Annotated in this window: 17 protein-coding genes and 1 pseudogene; 9 read left to right on the top strand and 9 right to left on the bottom strand. The window is 60.5% G+C overall.

What is annotated here, in order from left to right:
• Positions 1–141: 141 nt before the first annotated feature.
• The 3 genes and pseudogenes from AC10V3_RS36325 (at position 142) to AC10V3_RS36315 (ending at position 2,867) form a co-directional block, all read left to right on the top strand.
• Complete coding sequence (locus tag AC10V3_RS36325; RefSeq protein WP_490924562.1) at positions 142–1,026, top strand: branched-chain amino acid ABC transporter permease; 885 nt, start codon at positions 142–144, stop codon at positions 1,024–1,026.
• On the top strand, positions 1,026–2,084 hold the full coding sequence (locus AC10V3_RS36320) for a branched-chain amino acid ABC transporter permease (protein ID WP_490924561.1): 1,059 nt from the start codon (positions 1,026–1,028) through the stop codon (positions 2,082–2,084). Before AC10V3_RS36325 ends, AC10V3_RS36320 begins: the two co-directional genes overlap by 1 nt.
• 50 nt (positions 2,085–2,134) lie before the next feature.
• A pseudogene (locus AC10V3_RS36315) lies at positions 2,135–2,867 on the top strand (IS6 family transposase).
• Positions 2,868–3,375: 508 nt separating this feature from the next.
• Here the strand turns inward: AC10V3_RS36315 and AC10V3_RS36310 are convergent.
• The 4 genes from AC10V3_RS36310 to AC10V3_RS36295 all read right to left on the bottom strand — a co-directional run bounded on the left by AC10V3_RS36310 (position 3,376) and on the right by AC10V3_RS36295 (position 6,273).
• Positions 3,376–4,101 carry a ferredoxin--NADP reductase gene (locus tag AC10V3_RS36310; RefSeq protein ID WP_490924671.1) on the bottom strand — a complete coding sequence of 242 codons (726 nt, stop codon included), beginning with the start codon at positions 4,099–4,101 and terminating at the stop codon, positions 3,376–3,378.
• A gap of 49 nt (positions 4,102–4,150) precedes the next feature.
• A complete protein-coding gene (gene folE2 / locus AC10V3_RS36305; RefSeq protein ID WP_490924560.1) occupies positions 4,151–4,969 on the bottom strand; it encodes a GTP cyclohydrolase FolE2 in 819 nt (272 codons plus the stop codon).
• 58 nt (positions 4,970–5,027) lie between these two features.
• Positions 5,028–5,750 (bottom strand): RNA polymerase sigma factor, encoded by a 723-nt coding sequence (locus AC10V3_RS36300; protein ID WP_490924670.1) that lies wholly within the window; start codon positions 5,748–5,750, stop codon positions 5,028–5,030.
• A gap of 214 nt (positions 5,751–5,964) precedes the next feature.
• Positions 5,965–6,273, bottom strand: a complete 309-nt coding sequence (locus AC10V3_RS36295) for a hypothetical protein (protein ID WP_490924559.1) — start codon at positions 6,271–6,273, stop codon at positions 5,965–5,967.
• A gap of 329 nt (positions 6,274–6,602) precedes the next feature.
• On the opposite strand from AC10V3_RS36295, the gene AC10V3_RS36290 reads away from it, so the two are divergent.
• The 3 genes from AC10V3_RS36290 (at position 6,603) to AC10V3_RS36280 (ending at position 9,006) form a co-directional block, all read left to right on the top strand.
• A complete protein-coding gene (locus AC10V3_RS36290) occupies positions 6,603–7,895 on the top strand; it encodes a c-type cytochrome (protein ID WP_490924558.1) in 1,293 nt (430 codons plus the stop codon).
• Between the two features lie 224 nt (positions 7,896–8,119).
• Positions 8,120–8,650: a DUF4142 domain-containing protein gene (locus AC10V3_RS36285; protein WP_490924557.1), complete on the top strand. Its 531-nt coding sequence runs from the start codon at positions 8,120–8,122 to the stop codon at positions 8,648–8,650.
• Positions 8,647–9,006: a cupredoxin domain-containing protein gene (locus tag AC10V3_RS36280; protein WP_490924556.1), complete on the top strand. Its 360-nt coding sequence runs from the start codon at positions 8,647–8,649 to the stop codon at positions 9,004–9,006. Before AC10V3_RS36285 ends, AC10V3_RS36280 begins: the two co-directional genes overlap by 4 nt.
• A 665-nt stretch (positions 9,007–9,671) precedes the next feature.
• Here the strand turns inward: AC10V3_RS36280 and phbB are convergent.
• The 5 genes from phbB to AC10V3_RS36255 form a co-directional block, all read right to left on the bottom strand.
• On the bottom strand, positions 9,672–10,415 hold the full coding sequence (gene phbB / locus AC10V3_RS36275; RefSeq protein ID WP_490924555.1) for an acetoacetyl-CoA reductase: 744 nt from the start codon (positions 10,413–10,415) through the stop codon (positions 9,672–9,674).
• Positions 10,416–10,797: 382 nt separating this feature from the next.
• The gene (locus AC10V3_RS36270; protein WP_490924554.1) at positions 10,798–11,364 is read right to left on the bottom strand and encodes a phasin family protein; all 567 of its coding nucleotides are present in this window, start codon (positions 11,362–11,364) and stop codon (positions 10,798–10,800) included.
• A gap of 210 nt (positions 11,365–11,574) precedes the next feature.
• Positions 11,575–11,742: a hypothetical protein gene (locus AC10V3_RS36265; RefSeq protein WP_490924553.1), complete on the bottom strand. Its 168-nt coding sequence runs from the start codon at positions 11,740–11,742 to the stop codon at positions 11,575–11,577.
• 350 nt (positions 11,743–12,092) lie between these two features.
• A complete protein-coding gene (locus tag AC10V3_RS36260) occupies positions 12,093–13,223 on the bottom strand; it encodes an IS110 family RNA-guided transposase (RefSeq protein WP_454751913.1) in 1,131 nt (376 codons plus the stop codon).
• 180 nt (positions 13,224–13,403) lie between these two features.
• A complete protein-coding gene (locus AC10V3_RS36255; protein ID WP_490924552.1) occupies positions 13,404–13,883 on the bottom strand; it encodes an RrF2 family transcriptional regulator in 480 nt (159 codons plus the stop codon).
• 453 nt (positions 13,884–14,336) lie between these two features.
• On the opposite strand from AC10V3_RS36255, the gene AC10V3_RS36250 reads away from it, so the two are divergent.
• From AC10V3_RS36250 to AC10V3_RS36240, 3 genes are all read left to right on the top strand, one after another.
• Positions 14,337–14,582, top strand: a complete 246-nt coding sequence (locus tag AC10V3_RS36250; protein WP_490924551.1) for a poly-beta-hydroxybutyrate polymerase N-terminal domain-containing protein — start codon at positions 14,337–14,339, stop codon at positions 14,580–14,582.
• 1,329 nt (positions 14,583–15,911) lie between these two features.
• A complete protein-coding gene (locus AC10V3_RS36245) occupies positions 15,912–16,493 on the top strand; it encodes a ferritin-like domain-containing protein (protein WP_490924550.1) in 582 nt (193 codons plus the stop codon).
• Positions 16,494–16,889 (top strand): c-type cytochrome, encoded by a 396-nt coding sequence (locus tag AC10V3_RS36240; protein ID WP_490924549.1) that lies wholly within the window; start codon positions 16,494–16,496, stop codon positions 16,887–16,889.
• The last annotated feature ends 346 nt before the right edge of the window (positions 16,890–17,235 follow it).

Genomic DNA, 17,235 nt, shown 5'->3' with positions numbered 1-17,235 from the left:
CGCGCCACCTGCGTGCCGCCGGCATCGGACGCGGTTCTTTGCTGCGGTGTTCGCCAACGGTGTTCGCCGCAGCGTTCGCATTACCTGGCACCAACCGCAGCAATCCCCGCCATACAACGGCGGTATCAACGGCACTCCGCGATGGACATCTTCGGAATCCCCTTGCCGGCCATGCTTTCCCAGCTATTGCTGGGGCTGGTCAACGGCGCCTTCTATGCGATGCTGAGCCTGGGCCTGGCGGTCATCTTCGGCCTGCTCAACGTCATCAATTTTGCGCACGGCGCGCTCTTCATGCTGGGCGCGGTGCTGGCCTGGATGGGCATGGAGTACGCCGGGCTGAACTACTGGATCATGCTGCTGCTGTCGCCGCTGGTCGTCGCCGCCTTGGGTGTGGTGATCGAAAAGACCATGCTGCGCTGGATCTACAAGCTCGACCATATCTACGGCCTGCTGCTGACGCTGGGCATCACGCTGGTGATCGAGGGCATCTTTCGCTCCATCTACGGCGTCTCCGGGCTGCCGTACTCGGCGCCGGACGCGCTGCAGGGCGCGACCGACCTGGGCTTCATGATCCTGCCCAACTACCGCGCGTGGGTCGTGGTGGCGTCGCTGGCGGTGTGCTTTGCCACCTGGTACGTGATCGAGAAGACCAAGCTGGGCGCCTACCTGCGCGCCGGCACCGAGAACCCCAAGATGGTCGAGGCCTTCGGCGTCAACGTGCCACTGATGGTGACCCTGACCTACGGCTTCGGCGTGGCGCTGGCCGCGTTTGCCGGGGTGCTGGCCGCTCCGGTGATCCAGATCTCTCCGCTGATGGGGCAGAACCTGATCATCGTCGTGTTCGCGGTGGTGGTGATCGGCGGCATGGGTTCGATCATGGGTTCGATCCTGACCGGCCTGGGGCTGGGCGTGGTCGAGGGGCTGACCAAGGTGTTCTATCCGGAAGCGTCGTCGACCGTGGTGTTCTTCATCATGGTGATCGTGCTGCTGCTGCGCCCGGCCGGGCTGTTCGGGAAGGAGAAGTGATGAGCGCACCCTCCACATCATCGACGCCATCCACGGTGGCGGCCAACGCGGGCAACGCAGGAAAGGGACAAGGCGTGCAGAAGAAACTGTTGTACGGATTGCTGCTGCTGGCACTGGTGGCCGCGCCGCTGGCCGGTGCATATCCGGTGTTCGTGCTCAAGGTGATGTGCTTCGCGCTGTTTGCGTGCGCCTTCAACCTGCTGATCGGCTATACCGGGCTGCTGTCGTTCGGCCATGCGGCCTTCTTCGGCGGCGCTGGCTATGCCGCCGGCCATGCCATGAAGGTCTGGGGCGTGACCCCGGAAATCGGCCTGATCCTGGGTACCGCTGCGGGCGCGCTGATCGGCTACGTGGTGGGCTCGCTGGCCATCCGCCGGCAGGGCATCTACTTCTCGATGATCACGCTGGCGCTGGCGCAGATGCTGTTCTTTATCTGCCTGCAGGCGCCGTTCACCGGCGGCGAGGACGGCCTGCAGGGCATTCCGCGCGGCAAGCTGTTCGGGGTGCTGCCGCTGTCGGACGACCTGACGCTGTACTACGTGGCGCTGGCGATCATCGTGGCCGCCTTTGCGCTGATCGTGCGCACGGTGCATTCGCCGTTCGGCCAGATCCTGAAGGCGATCAAGGAGAACGAGCCGCGCGCGGTGTCGCTGGGCTATGACGTCGACCGCTTCAAGCTGACCGCCTTCGTGCTGTCGGCGGCGCTGTCGGGGCTGGCCGGCTCGATCAAGGCGCTGGTGCTGGGCTTCGAGACGCTGACCGACGTGCACTGGTCGATGTCGGGCTCGGTCATCCTGATGACGCTGGTCGGCGGCCTGGGCACATTGTCGGGCCCGATCGTCGGTGCCTTCGTGGTGGTCGCGCTGGAGAACAAGCTGGGCGACATCGGCAACTTCCTGGCGTCGGTCACCGGCATCTCCTGGTTCGGCACGCTGGGCGAGTCGGTGACGATGGTGACCGGCGTGATCTTCGTGATCTGCGTGCTGACTTTCCGCCGTGGCATCATGGGCGAGCTGCTGGCGCGCTTCGGGGGCCACGCGGGACGCAAGCAGGAGTGACCGCGGCAGGGCGCTGTCACGTTGCTGATGCAGTCGCGTAAGATTGCGCGATGAAGAAATCGAAATCGCTCTATCACGGCCATCGTTTCCCGCCGGTAGTCATCAGCCATGCGGTGCGCTGGTACTTCCGGTTCAACCTGAGCCTGCGCGACATCGAGGAGCTGCTGTTCGAGCGCGGGGTGATCGTCAGCTACGAGACGATCCGCCGCTGGTGCGACAAGTTTGGCGCGGGCTTCGCGCATCGCGTCAAGGCTGCGCGTCGCAAGCCAGGCAGCACGTGGCATCTGGATGAGATGTTCGTGACGTTGCGCGGCGAGCCCTACCTGCTATGGCGGGCGGTCGATGAGCATGGCGCCGAACTCGACATCCTGCTGCAGAAGCGGCGCGACAAGGCCGCGGCCAAACGCTTCTTTCAGCGTGTCCTGCGTTCCTGCCCGGTACCGCGCAGGATCGTCACCGATCAACTGCGCAGCTACCCAGCCGCAAAGGCCGAAATCCCGGAGCTGGCCGGCGTCAAGCACGTGTTCGTGAAGGCCGGCGCCCGCGTGAACAATCGCGCCGAGAACAGTCATCAGCCGACCCGCGAACGGGAGCGGCGCATGCGCGGATTCCGCGACCCAAAGCGCACGCAGGCCTTCCTGTCGAACTTCGGCCCGATCCGGCAGCATTTCGCGCTCAAACGGCATTTGCTGCGCGCTTCGCTTTATCGCAAACACCTCGCTATGAGACTCTACCTGGCACGAATTCACCGAAGTGGCCCAGAATCCGTCAACCGCCTCCTGACCAGGGGGCACGCTCGCCACGGCCTTGTCTCGCTATCGGCAAGTTGACAGTGCCTATCGCGATGCACAAAGGTGGCGCGCTGAAAAAGATGCATCCCTGAGTGGCGTTGACTGCAACGAGCCGCTGACGAATATGAAACCTGGCCCTGCGCGGAGCGCATTGGCCAGCTGGGGATCGCTCCCGTGAGGTTTGCATGTGCGTACAAGGAGCGGGTACAACAGACTTGGCGCTGGGCGTGACAGGACATCAGATGCCATAGTTCGTTTCGCCCGGCTACGCGGAATCCCACGAGCATGAGTCCGGGCATGAGCACGCCGGCTCCGCTTTCGATCGCCGGTGTCAATCTTTGTTTCAGACTGGCTTGGCGGCCAGATGATGCCCTCTACAGTGTCATCAACGTGCGCGGAAATCGCTGCAAGATATACCGGACCGCCCCCTCCGCTGGCAAGCGAGATCGCAGGCCTTTCGGCACTGCTGCGGCCCGCCTTATCGATTCGATTGTGATTTGCTAGTAGCCGAAAAATTCTTCACTGCGGATCGCATCCTCATTGACGCCAAGATCAATCAGGACGTCCCGTATCGCTTCCACCATGCCCGGTGGCCCAGCCACATAGTAGACCGGTGCGTCAAGTTCGCTGCAGGCCCTTCTGAGCATATCCTCGTCAATCTGGCCAGCTCTGCCGTCCCACGGAAGCGCGGACTTTGTTGCCTGCGTCATTGTCGCAATCAGGTGGAAGTACTTGTATCTCTGCTCAAGCTGCCTGAGTTCGACGAGGAATGCAGCATCATCCGGGCGGCGATTGGCGTAAAGCAGCAGAATGCGTTGCGGCAACTGCTCCCGCGCCGCCTGCCGCAGCATGCTGACAAAGGGCGTGACACCAATGCCCCCCGCAACCAGGACCGCGGGCCGTGCGCGATCGCCGTGCAGGGTCAGGGACCCGAACGGCCCTTCCAGCCTAACGATGGCACCGGCTGACAAGGACTTGAGTGCCCGCTTGAACGGGCTGTCGCGCATTCGCGTCGCAATGACCAGTTCATCCTGGAACGGTGCACTAACAAGGGAGAACGTGTGTCGCGCGAGGTACCGCCCCGAGGGCGGCGCAGGATCGGGGAGGACCAGGTCGATCGCCTGGCCGGGCTTGAAATGGAAACCGGACGGCTTTTCAAAATGGAAGGCGAAGGTGCCAGCCGCGACTTCTTCGCATCCTTTCAGCCTTACTTCATAGGAATTCATCATATGCCCTCGAGAGTGGGTTGCCCGGTCCGGATACTTGCGCCTTCCCCTACCGCCTGGTCAGCCTCACGTGACCCGGATGCGTGATGCGTGCGAAAGCCGAGTGATTGTGAATCGATTCAAAGTTCTCCGCCTCGACCTCGAATTCCATCACGCGCGCATCGCTACCCAGCGCAAGCGCGACATCGCGCACCAGGTCTTCGACAAACCTCGGGTTGTCGTATGCATGCTCAGTGACGTATTTCTCGTCTGCGCGCTTCAGCAGGCCATACACTTCACAGGAGGCGTTGCGTTCGGCGATGGCAATCAGCTCCTCGACGGCCATCTCTTCCGCGAGCCTGACCCCGATGCAGATGTGCGAGCGCTGATTATGTGCGCCGTATGCGGCGATCTCTTTCGAGCATGGGCACAGGCTGGTAGCTGGTACCGTAACGGACATCCAGAATCCATACTGCCTGTCTTCCGCCACGGTACCTAGCCAACGCACTTCATAGTCGAGCAGGCTCTGCACGCCCGAGACCGGAGCGGATTTCCTGACGAAGTATGGAAACCGCATCTCAAGTTCCCCGCTAGGTGCATCCAATCGCTGCAGCATGGCGAACAGGAATGCCTTGAACCCGGCCTGGTCGAGCGCTTCTTTCTCAGCCTCCAGCACCTCGATGAAGCGGGACATATGCGTACCCCTGGCGGTGGCCGGCAGCCCCACGGTCATCGACAATGTTGCGATGGTCGACAACAGTCTCTTGCCCGCACGCAAGGTAACCGGATACCGCAACCCCTTGACGCCAACGCCGTCGATGGCCAGCTTCCGCTGATCTTCAGTCGCCTGCACGTCCGGAAGGAAAGCGGTTCTCTCTGGGGCGTTCATATTCGTCCTTTGTTTGTTTGCGCAGGGTAGATACCCGGGCTTGCCAGCGGTATTGGCATCAGTGCGGCCTGATCAGGCCGCGCCGGTTCAGTTCGCTCAGCACATGGTTGACCACAGCGTCGCAGCGCGATCCGGCAAACGCGAAGGTGGCATGCAAGTATGGCGTTGCCTGCTCAGCCAGGATGGCGCGCAGCATCGTGCGCGCCCGCAGGAAACGCGTCTTGACAACATCATTGCTGACGTCAAGGCAGAATGCCGTTTCCTCGACGCTCATGTCTTCGACCGCGCGCAGAATGAAAACGCTGCGGTAGATGGCCGGCAACCGCTCGATCGCCCCTTGCAAGATCTCGCGCATCTGGCCCCGTTCGGCCAGGGCATCGGGCGATTCGCTGTCCGCGGTGCGCAATGACATCAAATTCTCCTGCGAAGGTTCGGCCCCCTGTTCCTCACTGTCTTCCATCTGGATGAGCCGCCCTCTCTTTCGTTGCGTGCTCATCGCGACATTGATTGCGATGCGCACCAGCCAGGTACTCAAGGCAGCGTCGCCGCGGAACGAATCCAGGCTGATAAAGGCGCGCAGATAGGTCTCCTGTACCACGTCCTGAGCCTCGGCATCATCAGACACCACACCCCGCGCTGCACGGAACAACAGACGGTTGTTGCGGCGCATGATGATCTCGAATGCACTTGCATCTCCGGTTCTGGCGCCCGTCACAAGGTCGGCATCCGGGCGGGCGTCAAGGGTCGGCGGTGGCTGCTGGGCACTCACTGTATTAGGCATTCTGGATACCGCTCCTTTGTCCGGCTTCTGGCAATTAGACGCGTGACGTCCCACAAAGGTGACAGGCAATTTGACTACGGGGCAAGCAATTGACGCCAGTTGGTCCGCGTCGATTTCCACCACAGATTTCACGCGTGTGCTCGCGGCCATGCCGTCCTGACGATAACTGCCCGTTGGCGAGGAAACGCTGAGCCGATCTTCGGCATTAGGATTGTCAGGGGCGTGGCCATGCATCCACGGGCGGTGGCCACAATTCCAGGCGCATGCCTTCACATTCTGGGAAAAAGCGCGCCTTCATCCATGCATCCGGAAACCTGCGATGGATCTTGCGGCAGCGGAACGGGAAACGATCGACGACCGCATCCGGTTCATCCTGTGGCTCGCCAGCATCTTCCTCCGGCCCTGCCATCAAGTGGTGGAGGCATCTTTTTGCTTCGCAGCCGGCTTGAGCCTTCTCTCGAAGCAGGGCCATATCTTTTTTTATGTCCGCTTTCATCATAGGCGATCTGTCCGGCGAGTTCATGGGCAGTGCTCCGGTGCTGCGCCATTTGCCAAACCTCGGATGGAACCTTGCAGCTCATGGGTAGCGCGTGGTCTGTCACCTTTCGGCGACTTGGTGCGTCTAATGTCCAGACCAGTAGAACGGGTGGATGTCATGTCAGAGCGCCCCCTCAGCCGCACGCCCACGAGGCCAATCGACCCGCCGTCGGAACGATGCCCCGATCGTGCTCGCGCGCCGGCGAGCCCGCGCGGCGTCCCGCCCGTCATGCATTGACACCATCGCCTACCACCCTGCGCTGCTGCGCCGCGGCTCAATCGCAGCGGTTTCATCCACAACGAAGGAGACTGATCATGAAACAGGTTCCGCACGTACATCCACCCGCGACCCAACCAATGCGCAGGCGGCAGGTGCGCTCAATGATCACCTGCCGGCGCTTGCTGACCACCATGACGACAGGCGCCGCCGTGGCGGCTGCCGCGGCTTGCGGCGGCTCGTCGGGCGAGACTGTGGCAGTCAACGAGGATGCCACAGCGAAGCAGGCAGCGCTGGTCGAACAGGGCAAGCAGATCTTCCGGTTCGACACATTTGGCGATGAAGCACATTGGACCGATACACTGAAGATGCACGAGGTCATCGCCACGGCAGTCGACCCCGTGACCGCCCTGTCGGTCGGTCTGAAAGTGGATGCTGAAGCCTTGCCCGCGGCAGTCGTGGACGGCATCAGGAATGGCACCGTCGACCTGAAGAGCCCGGCCACCACCGTGGCTCTGCTGAAACTGAACGCGGTCGTCGGCGTCAAAGGCACTGTCGAAACCATTAACGGAGTGGACAAGCTGGTCCGGGTCGGGGTCACCTGCGCGCTATGCCATTCGACTGTCGACAACTCGTTCGCGCCCGGCATTGGCAAGCGCCTGGATGGATGGGCCAATCGCGACCTCAACCCGGGCGCAATCATTGCGTTGTCGCCGGCAGTGGATGCCGCCATGAAGAAAGTCCTCAATGCGTGGGGCGCCGGCAAGTTTGATCCCCGGCACAATATCGACGGACTCAGCAAGCCGGTTGTGATCCCGCCCGCCTACGGCTTGGCCGGCATTCATCGCATTACCGTTACCGGCGACGGCGAAGACATCGCCTACTGGAACCGGTATGTCGCCGTGGCAGAAATGGGCGGTCTTGGCTCCGTGTCCGAACCGCGGCTGAACCTGTCCATCACGCATGGCACGGAGGATCTTGTCACCAGCAAGCTCCCCGCCCTGCAGGCCTACCAGCTATCCCTGAAGGCCCCGCCGGCACAGGCCGGCAGTTTCGACGAAATCGCGGCGCAGCGGGGAAAGCTCGTTTTCGAAGGCGCCGGGAGATGCGCCACTTGTCATAGCGGAACGACCTTCACGGACGCCAATTCGCGACTACATCCGCCCGCCGATTCGATGGCCGAACCCGAATCGCCAAGCTATGCATCCCGCTCGGCGACCAAGCAGTATCGGACCTCGCCGCTGAGCGGAGTATGGCAGCACCCGCCCTACTTCCACGACGGGTCGGCTGCGACGCTGACGGATGTCGTGCAGACCTACAACACGAAGCAGGCACTTGGCCTGACCAGCCAGGAGATCGCCGACCTGGCCGAGTACCTAAAATCCTTGTAGCGTCGCTTGAGCCAAGATCGTGTGTGAACGCACAATCCGTGACCGTGACAGAGCGAATCCCGATCCCCAACCTATCCGCGGCATGGTCGTGTAATTCGCGGATTCTATGCGTGAGTTTTGCCCCTACAAAGATGCTCACGCAACGAATGCAAATTTCGGTTCAAACAATCGAGGTGACTCCTATACTGATCGGACGTATTGCAAACCAATGAGGACACGAAGCCATGAAAATCACAAACATCATCCTTGCCAGCGCTATGTTTCTCTCAACCGGCGCAGCAGTGGCCGAGGAGGCCGCACCAAACGACGCGCAAATTGCCGCCATTGTCGTCACGGCGAATCAAGTTGACATCGACGCCGGAAAACTCGCCAAATCACGGGCATCCAGCAAAGACGTAAAGGCATTCGCACAGCAGATGATTACCGATCATACCGGCGTCAATAAGTCTGCAAGCGCACTCGTGAAAAAACTTAAGGTCAAACCCGAAGACAGCGCGACGAGCACGGGCCTCAAGACGGGCGGCGACCAGAACTTACAGAAACTCAAAGGCCTAAAGGGAGCCGAGTTCGACAGCGCCTACATCGACCACGAGATCACCTATCATCAGACCGTGATCGATGCCATGGATAAGACGTTGATACCAAATGCCAAGAACGAAGAACTGAAAGCGCTGCTGGTAAAGGTTCGGCCTGCCTTCGTGGCGCACCTGGAGCATGCCAAGGGAATCCAGGCTTCGCTCGGCAAGAAGAAATGATGACGCGTATGGCGATTCTTGCCACCCGATATCTGGCTGCGGCGGCGCTGTGGGCGACGGCAGGATTGCTATTGGTGCAGCCGATCGTGACGGCGAGCGCTAGGCCAGTCGTGCACACGGTGGTGATTGAGGGTACCCGTTACGAACCGGAAGCCCTCACCATACGGGCGGGCGACACCGTTGTGTGGATCAACCGGGACTTCTTCCCACACACAGTGACGGCGCAAGCCGGCGGATTCGACTCGAAGACCATCGCAAGTGGGAAGTCGTGGAAATACGTGGCCAGGAAGGCCGGCGTATTTCCCTATATCTGCACATTTCATCCGACCATGAAAGCCACCCTTCGCGTCGAATGAAACCGGGCTTCGTTTGGACCATTGCGGCGTGTGGTCGAGCTCAGGAAGCCTGCCCCGCCGCCGCGCCACGTCCTTGTCGTATCGTTATGCATTCCTCCATGGCAAGGAGCATGACGGGTTCGGTGATGCCGACTACCGATGGGTCCAAAAGCATGCCTTGGTCAAGCGACGCCGTTGGGGAAGCGGCACGATGAACTTGAGCACGTCATTGCCCGTATCCGCGCCGAGGTCGAGCATTTGTTTCGCACCTGATCAAGTGCCCGTTCTCCTACCTCCGGGTGCGTTACCGTGGCTGGGTGAAGAACAAGCGGCAACTGCCGACGCTGTTTGCGTTGAGCGATTTTTCAATGATGCGCCTTCGGCGGGAGCCGGCAGCCAAGAAATGAGTGCCCGGACGTGGGCCAACGAGGCAAAACACGGGTGAGACTGCCTGTTGCCAACGCCGAACCTGGCCGAATTCTGGCGAAAGACTTCATCGAGTTCATCTGGCAATGCTTACATGATCGGCTCGTTCGCGCTACCGTTGTTTTGAACACCCCGGGCTACAACCTGCTCGAAGTCCCCAAAGCAACGATGAGCCAGAGCGGCACCGACAAGCCCGACTCGTAGTCTCGCAGCGAACGACCGGCGGCAAGGCCGGTCAGGTCTTCGTGGACGGGGCGCAGTTACTGCAGGTGCTGGCCGCCGTTGATGGCTAGGTTGGCCCCGGTCACGAAGGCAGCCTCGCAGGAACACAAGTAGGCGACCAGCGCTGCCACTTCTTCGGGTTTCCCCAGGCGACCCACCGGGATCTGCGGAATGATCTTGGTATCCAGAATATCCTTGGGCACCGCCGTGACCATCGCGGTGGCAATATATCCCGGCGAGATGGTATTGACGGTCACGCCCCGCTTCGCAACTTCAAGCGCAAGCGATTTGGTGAAGCCATGTATGCCGGCCTTGGCGGCCGCGTAGTTGGTTTGACCGAAGCCACCCTTGGAGCCGATGATGGAAGAGATGTTGATGATGCGACCCCAACCCCGCTCCACCATGCCGTCGCATACCGGCTTCGTCATATTGAACACCGAGTCCAGATTGGTGCGGATGACCGCATCCCAATTGACCTTGTCCAACTTTTTGAAGCTGGCATCCCGTGTGATGCCGGCATTGTTGACAAGGATGTCGACCGGACCGACTTCAGATTGGATCTTGCCAATGCAAGCCTGGCACGAGTCGTAGTCGGCAACATCGACCGCATAGGCCTGAAACTGACGCCCGTCCGCCGCCATCCGGGTTAGCCAGCCCGCCACACCAGCATTGCTAGGGGAATGGGTAACCACCACCGTATATCCCGCGTCATGGAGCTTGGCACTAATGGCTTCGCCCAGCCCACCCATGCCTCCAGTCACCACTGCAATCTGCTTTGTCATTGCACTCAACTCCTTGTGATCGAGTTTAGGTCACTACGCTTGCTTGGTGGCGCGCGCCCCCCAGTTATTGCCCGCCGATCGCAGGTGCTTATTCAGTCCCGCCGCAGATCAGTTGCTTGATACGCACGCGAGATGTCATCCTTGCATTTCGTTCCAGGCCGAGGCCGCAACGCAACCGACCGGCTAAGTATGGCAGGCGGTTCGATCTGACCGCGGGGGCCGACCCGCTCCTCGGGATCGGAGTTTCTGTGGGGAGCCCGTCCTTTGCCAGCCGACGGGTGGCCATAGTCCAGCACCAGAGGCAGGCGGACGGCGGCCCCGACAGGACGACTGGCCCACCGCGCCGCGTTGGGAGCGCGCGCACCGCGGCGGACTCCTACCGTTACGTCCTGGCAGCGCGCGAGGTGTGCTCGGCGACCTGCTTAGCTGTTTTCGACGCCGCAGTGCTTGCCCTATTGAAGTTGCTCTCGGTGACTTCGACCACTTGTTTCGCGGTCTGGTACATGCTCTCGCACAGGTTGTTGGTGGCAGTAATCACCGACGTCAGTGCGGTGACGGCGCCCTCGGACCCCGACGGCGCACTGGTCGCCAAGTTTTCCATGAGCCCGTGCAGCCGGCGGTTGTTTGCTTCATATTGCGCCTCCGCGGCCTTGGCAACTTCCGCTTGGGCAGCCGACCCGATCTCATACAAATTGCGGCAGTACGCCACTACCTGCTCGCCAAGCGGTTGCATCAGACTGGCTTGTAGGGCGAGTAACTCGTGCGGGGTTTTGGCCTCCAACGCTTTCTGCGTGTTTGCCTGCATCGCCGTCAGAGTCGACCTCATCACCCGCAGATTCAACTCGACCAATTTCTCGAAGGCGGAGAAGGCGTGGTTCGCCAATTCGAACGAGCTGGCGAGATTGGCTTGTTGAGCGGCCGCGATTTGCTCGGGGGGAAACGGATTCATTGTGAAGTTCCTGAGAGATTAACCCGACGCGTGTCAGCGGATATCGGACGATTACGTTTTCGCGACAGGTAGTGTTGACGGACTACTGCGGGCACTACATAGGCAATGCGAACTCACACGAGTTGCAGGCGCTTCGACACCCACCAGCAATCGCGCTCAAATGAACCACCTGCTTGCTGCGTCATCGAGGGGCGTTCGCGCCTTCGGCCTTCAGCGGATGCGCGCGATGGCGTTGAGGACGGCGTTACCCCTGGCCGTGATACGGGGACGTCGGTGACCGCAGACGACGTCCTCCAGGTTGACAAGCTGGCGCTCGACGAGGGAGTCAAGATCCGCGCGATCCAGTTCGGTATGATGTGGGTCGTCCTTGATCAGCATGAGGGTTGCCACTTCATGAGGACTCAGCATTCTTGTCACCTAGCTGATATGACTCCCCCATGTCAATCGAGATTTGGTTTGATTTAGTTTCACAGTTGCATGTTGTTCCCCCCCAATTTCCTGAGGGCGACGTAGCAGTAAGTCTCGACGGTGGATCATGCTGATATCCGCGGGTTGGTTACCGCATTACAGAGGTCCGCCCAATGAGCCTGCCGCTATCTTTTGCCGCAAGTCGGATGAAATCCGTTGCCTAGCTAGGTCGCGGGTTGCTCGTGTGCCGGGCTACGCCGCCTTCAGGAAACTGGTCTCATAGTAGTGACAGATAGACTGATTCCGGGGGGGGGGGTGGGTTACGCTGCCTGGGCCGCGTTCGGTACGGCAAGCGACATCGCGAGCTGGCTGATGTCCCAGATGAACCCGCTCAGTTCGCGAGCCACTGCAACCACCGCAATGTTCGGGTTCTTGCCGCGCGCGGCAAGTCTCCGATAGCGCCGGCACAGTCGAAGCTGGGCGTCCCAGGAGCGGTCAACGATGGCCTTCGGGATGCCTTCGTGCCGGCGCTGAATCTCGGGGCTCACACGTGGCGGGTGCCGGTAACTCCAGGCGGCTTCGATTAGCAGTTTTCTTGCATAGCTATTGCCGTTCTTGGTGATGCTGCCCTGTCGCCGCTTCTCACCGGACGAGTGTTCGGCAGGCGTCACGCCGAGCCAAGCCATCAGTTGGCGCGGATGGACAAAGCGCGAGAGATCGCCCAACTCGGCGAGCATGCCTATCGCCGTGGTGAACTGCACGCCGCGCATGGCCTGCAAGCCGAGTACAGCCGGATAGAAGCGCCAGTTGACCACGGCTTCGCGCAAGGCCGCTTCGAGACGGCTGCATTGCACGAGCCGATCCTCGATGGCACGTCGATATTCATCAAAGGCAAGTTGTTGCCAAACGGCGTCGAACGCAAAGGAACTGATCCAGCGCCGGTGCGCTGGTCCCCAGTCAGCTCTGCCGCTGTAGCGGACACCGTGCGAGAGCAGAAAGGCCTTCAGGCGTTGCCGGGCGCGCTTCAGATCGTCTTTGGCGCTGACCCACGCGCGTGACAGATCCCGGAATGCTTCGTCCTCCACGCTGGGCACATACACCGGCGAGAGGTCGCCAGCGCGTAGCGATCGCACGAGCTTGACCGCATCGCGCCGATCGGTCTTGACGCGCTCACCAGGCTTCTTCGGGATCAGCGAGGGCGCGCACACCATGCAGTCGAATCCCTTCCCTGCAAGCTGCCGGTAAAGGCCATAGCCACAAGGGCCTGCCTCGTAGACGATGCGGATGCGGCGCGCTTTGGACTGCAAGCGCTTGCACAGGCGATCAATATCGGTCTTCGAGGTACCGATCTTGCCAAGCAGCTCGACCTCACCCATGCCGATTGCATAGGCGACCGTGATCGAGTCCTTATGGACATCCAACCCGACATACAAAGTGCTATCGTGTTCCATGCTGGCCTCCGCGCTGGAAATCGCCGGGTGTGGCACTGTCCACACCATGCGGCTCTGGCAGTCATGCTAACCCGCGTTTGATTCCTCGCGGCGGGCCAGCCTCTTGCTTCACCAGGGGGAGTCATACTGACTTTTAGTGTTAGGTCTGTCAGGCGGCGTCAACGACAGTCTTCACAAGGTTCAGTGAGTCCGCGCCGCGTGCCGTTCGATCTTAGCCGGGAGCATGCTGGCGCCGGACATCACGCGCTGAAGCGCCCCAGGCCGCTTGACCAGGTCTTTCAGCGTGTACGAATCCAGGACGGCAAAGTAGGCAGCCAGCGCGGAAGCCAGGACATGGCGCAAGCCACAGGCACTGGTGATGATGCACTGGTTCCCTTCCGACGCGAAGCATTCGACCAGCCGGAAGTCGGGCTCGGTGGCGCGTACCACCGCGCCGAGATTGATTTGCTGCGGTGCCATACCAAGCGTAATGCCGCCGGATCGTCCGCGGACGGTCTTGAGAAATCCGAGTTGGCCCAGGTGCGCGACAATCTTTGTCAGATGATTCTTGGAGATACCAAAGGTTTCGGCAATGCGCTGGCCCGTCACCAATTCATCCGGGTGCACGGCAACATAGAGAAGCACGCGCAGGCTGTAGTCGGTGTATTCAGTCAGTCTCATTTGTGCGTCTCCACTTGCTTGTCGTCGCGACTGCAAGACTTCGGCTGCAACCTGCGTTTGCCAATTTGGCAGTGACCGCATAACATGCATTCAATATACTTCTTTTTCTGCGCCATTTCACACCTTTTCGCTGCCCCCTCCTTGGGGCTTTTCCCCTATTGTCATGGCGCGGGAAGCCAGAACGCAATTTCTAGCAGTCTCCGGCGTCGGAAATTTTGAGCGCTGGTTCGCCAAGATGCGTATTGGCATGCATCGCTTATTGCGTCGCGCCCGCTCGGAATGAGCCAGTTCGCATCGCCGGACGGATCCGTTCTCTAACGTTGAAATCAGCCACCTAACCGCTTGAGAATTGCGATGTCCTAGGACCAATCGACAAACCGTGATTGGTGGCGATGGTCATCGATTCCTCCACTGACGCCGATTGTCCGCCGGCGCCTGCCGCCGGGTCGCTCAATGCGCCACGATCGACTCATACATACAGCGCTCCCGCAGATCACGCGCGGCGTCTCGCCTGATGCGTTGGGTCTGGCAGGATTGGACTGGGCGTGGCATCTGGCCGCACCTGGCAAGCAGATGGCGCTGCGCCAGCAAACTCCATGGCGAGACCAAGTCGCTAGACTTGCCTCTTCCTCACGGAAGTCGGCGACCCGCGCTTTGCTGGCCGGCGTGGGAGCGGTGGCCGTATGCCCTTCTGCGTGATATGTTTCTTCACACAGAGGGCTGCTTGCAGGCCGCCACCACCGATCTGCGGGGGTTTCTCCATATCATGAGCAGCAGCTCGGCAATGGATGATTAACCCTCGCCGAGCAACTGTTTGTAGCTGAACCCTGAGGTGCTAAGGGTGACGTTTAAGACGGGGGGGACGAAACTTACTCGCTGGCGGAACCTGCGTGAGGAGACCCACCGTCGGTCGATTTCGTTGGCCGATCCCAAGTTGCCCATCTTTGTGGTCGGCAAAAAACGCGACCCCGTGTCGCCCTGGCGTTCGGTCAACAAACTTCACCTGCAGACACTTAGGGCAGCTTCCTGCTCACGTCTGGGGGGGCGGGCATCGTCTCGGAGCCAGGCAATGCCGGGCGGCACTATCGTCTTGGCCTGCAGGCCAAGAACAATCCCCTATCTCAGCCCGAACGAATGGTTTCGCCAACACGCCGGTATGTGAAGGATCGTGGTGGCCGCGGTGGCAACGATGGCTCGCACATCATCCCAGCGAGAAGACGATGCCGCCTGCCTTGGGTGCTTGTGTGTCGTATTGGCCAATGCGCCCGGCTCTTACGTACTCGAAGCCTAAGCGCGCGCCGGTGGCGCATCCAAATGGAGTGGGTTGGGGAGAGCCCGTCCGCGGTCGTAACCGTCGCGGACGCTCTCACTGCAGGTGCTGATCGCCATTGATGGCAATAGTTCGCATGCGTCTGCAACGCCTCGGCTGCAATATGCGTTGCCAATCTCGCAGTTACGGCATAACATGCATCTTAGATGCTTATTTAGCAACCAACACCGAGCTCGGCAAACTTTGCGAATCGAATCAGCGCGGCACGATGCTATGGTGGGCCAACGACGGCAAACGTGTGACGAGCTCCGTGCGGGCCAAACTGAAGCCGTATGGCTTTTAAAGTTGGAACGCCCTCGCCAGTCCCCGATTTCTTCGCATGCATTGGACCCTGTTTCATAAGTTCTTCATTTTGTGGCCCACATGGATAGGGCTGCCGATTCACACTACTTTACACCCGACCATCCTCAAGCGTGGTCGCAGTGCTTCGGCAATCCCGATTCCCTGTGACGTCGGGCCGGAAGAAAGAACCGTCGAGGGACGTCGAATGTCCTGGCATTGAGGAGGTGACGGTGCGTACGCGCTTCTAACGGACGCGAAGTCTCTTGCGCGAAGTGCGCGGAAGATTTTCCACATGAAGTTGCTTTTTTTGCGGGAAAGCGCTCCGATCGCATCGTCGAAGTCCTTGCTCCGCTTGCAGTGCAGGCGAAAAGCAGTTCGTCGTGAAGTTAGGTAAGACACCTGTCAAGGAGGCAGCCATGTCATCGATTCAACGTCTAACTACTCCTTTTGCGCAAGCCGACACGCGCCGCACTTTCCTCCACCAGTCCGGTCTCTTGCTCTCAGGCACGGCGATTGCGTTGCTAACAGGTAGGAGAGCGCTTGCAGCCGCAGGGGAAGGCTCGCCGGAGAACGACGTCCGCGTTCTGAATACCGCGCTCGGAGCGGAATTTGAAGCCATCGCAGCTTACCAGGTCGGGGCGCAAAGCGGATTACTGAAAAAGCCAATACTTGATGTCGCTGTGACGTTTCAGGGCCATCACAAAGAGCATGCGACCGTGCTTTCTCAAACCATTGCGAAACTGGGCGGTAAGCCAGTTTCAGCAAAGGAAAAGTACACGTTCCCGACCGACTCGCTCAAGACCCAGAACGATGTCCTCCGCTTTGCGGCATCCCTGGAGAAGGGAGCGGTCAGTGCCTATCTTGGAGCGGTGCCGATCTTCCACGACCGTGACCTCGCCAAAGCGGCCGCCAGTATCCTTGGCGATGAGGCCATGCACTGGGCCGTACTGCGCCATGTTTTGGGCGAAACGCCGGTGCCGTCGGCGTTCGTCTCGTAAATGTACAGAAGCCTCGTGGTGAGTTTCGGCCTCATCACGGCCTTGGCCGGGGCGCCCGCGTCCGGCGGCGGCGTCTTGCGCGGTAACCCGGCCGCCGGCGTAGCAATCTATGATCGCTGTGTGGCCTGCCACACGTTCACCTACGACCGCACAGGGCCCAGGCATTGCGGCCTCCTTGGACGACGTGCTGGTAGCGAGCCCGGCTTCGCTTACTCCGACGCGATGAAGCAATCGAAGCTAGTATGGGATGAACGCACTCTGGATCGTTTTCTGGCCGATCCGCTGAAGGTGGTCCCGGGTACAAACATGGGGTACGCGGGAGTGAAGGACGACCAAGAACGCGCAGACCTGATCGCTTACCTGATGCAGAGGAGCGAGGCTCCCGAGTGCAAGTAATTATCGATTGCCTCTGTCGGAGACCTATTCCGCTACCAGTGGCGGCTCATACCTGTTGGATGGCAGCGGAGCGTGAGCCGTCATTGCATGCAGGTGCTCCAACACTTCGAGCCGGCATGCGGGCACGGTCGGCCTGTATCGTACTCATGGCCGGGGCCACGTCAGCGGCAACCACGGGGCCAACTCGCGGTGCTAATTGACACATGTCCCGCTTCATTGAAGTGCTTGAGGCGCAGCGAGGACCTCGGACGGATTCTGTCCGGAGATATTCCAACTTTTCATTCGTGCGTTGAAGACCTTGTAGTTGCTTCATACAGCGGAGTTGGTGCGGGAACGGCAGGCGGAA

This window comes from Cupriavidus sp. PB-02 (genome assembly GCF_058252315.1).
This window is presented reverse-complemented; position numbering and strand designations above follow the sequence as displayed.

Coding starts and splice junctions, on each gene's coding strand:
- AC10V3_RS36325 (WP_490924562.1), top strand. CDS start 142: ATGGACATCTTCGGAATCCCCTTGCCGGCCATGCTTTCCCAGCTATTG.
- AC10V3_RS36320 (WP_490924561.1), top strand. CDS start 1,026: ATGAGCGCACCCTCCACATCATCGACGCCATCCACGGTGGCGGCCAAC.
- AC10V3_RS36310 (WP_490924671.1), bottom strand. CDS start 4,101: ATGAATTCCTATGAAGTAAGGCTGAAAGGATGCGAAGAAGTCGCGGCT.
- folE2 (WP_490924560.1), bottom strand. CDS start 4,969: ATGAACGCCCCAGAGAGAACCGCTTTCCTTCCGGACGTGCAGGCGACT.
- AC10V3_RS36300 (WP_490924670.1), bottom strand. CDS start 5,750: ATGCCTAATACAGTGAGTGCCCAGCAGCCACCGCCGACCCTTGACGCC.
- AC10V3_RS36295 (WP_490924559.1), bottom strand. CDS start 6,273: ATGAACTCGCCGGACAGATCGCCTATGATGAAAGCGGACATAAAAAAA.
- AC10V3_RS36290 (WP_490924558.1), top strand. CDS start 6,603: ATGAAACAGGTTCCGCACGTACATCCACCCGCGACCCAACCAATGCGC.
- AC10V3_RS36285 (WP_490924557.1), top strand. CDS start 8,120: ATGAAAATCACAAACATCATCCTTGCCAGCGCTATGTTTCTCTCAACC.
- AC10V3_RS36280 (WP_490924556.1), top strand. CDS start 8,647: ATGATGACGCGTATGGCGATTCTTGCCACCCGATATCTGGCTGCGGCG.
- phbB (WP_490924555.1), bottom strand. CDS start 10,415: ATGACAAAGCAGATTGCAGTGGTGACTGGAGGCATGGGTGGGCTGGGC.
- AC10V3_RS36270 (WP_490924554.1), bottom strand. CDS start 11,364: ATGAATCCGTTTCCCCCCGAGCAAATCGCGGCCGCTCAACAAGCCAAT.
- AC10V3_RS36265 (WP_490924553.1), bottom strand. CDS start 11,742: ATGCTGATCAAGGACGACCCACATCATACCGAACTGGATCGCGCGGAT.
- AC10V3_RS36260 (WP_454751913.1), bottom strand. CDS start 13,223: ATGGAACACGATAGCACTTTGTATGTCGGGTTGGATGTCCATAAGGAC.
- AC10V3_RS36255 (WP_490924552.1), bottom strand. CDS start 13,883: ATGAGACTGACTGAATACACCGACTACAGCCTGCGCGTGCTTCTCTAT.
- AC10V3_RS36250 (WP_490924551.1), top strand. CDS start 14,337: ATGCGCCACGATCGACTCATACATACAGCGCTCCCGCAGATCACGCGC.
- AC10V3_RS36245 (WP_490924550.1), top strand. CDS start 15,912: ATGTCATCGATTCAACGTCTAACTACTCCTTTTGCGCAAGCCGACACG.
- AC10V3_RS36240 (WP_490924549.1), top strand. CDS start 16,494: ATGTACAGAAGCCTCGTGGTGAGTTTCGGCCTCATCACGGCCTTGGCC.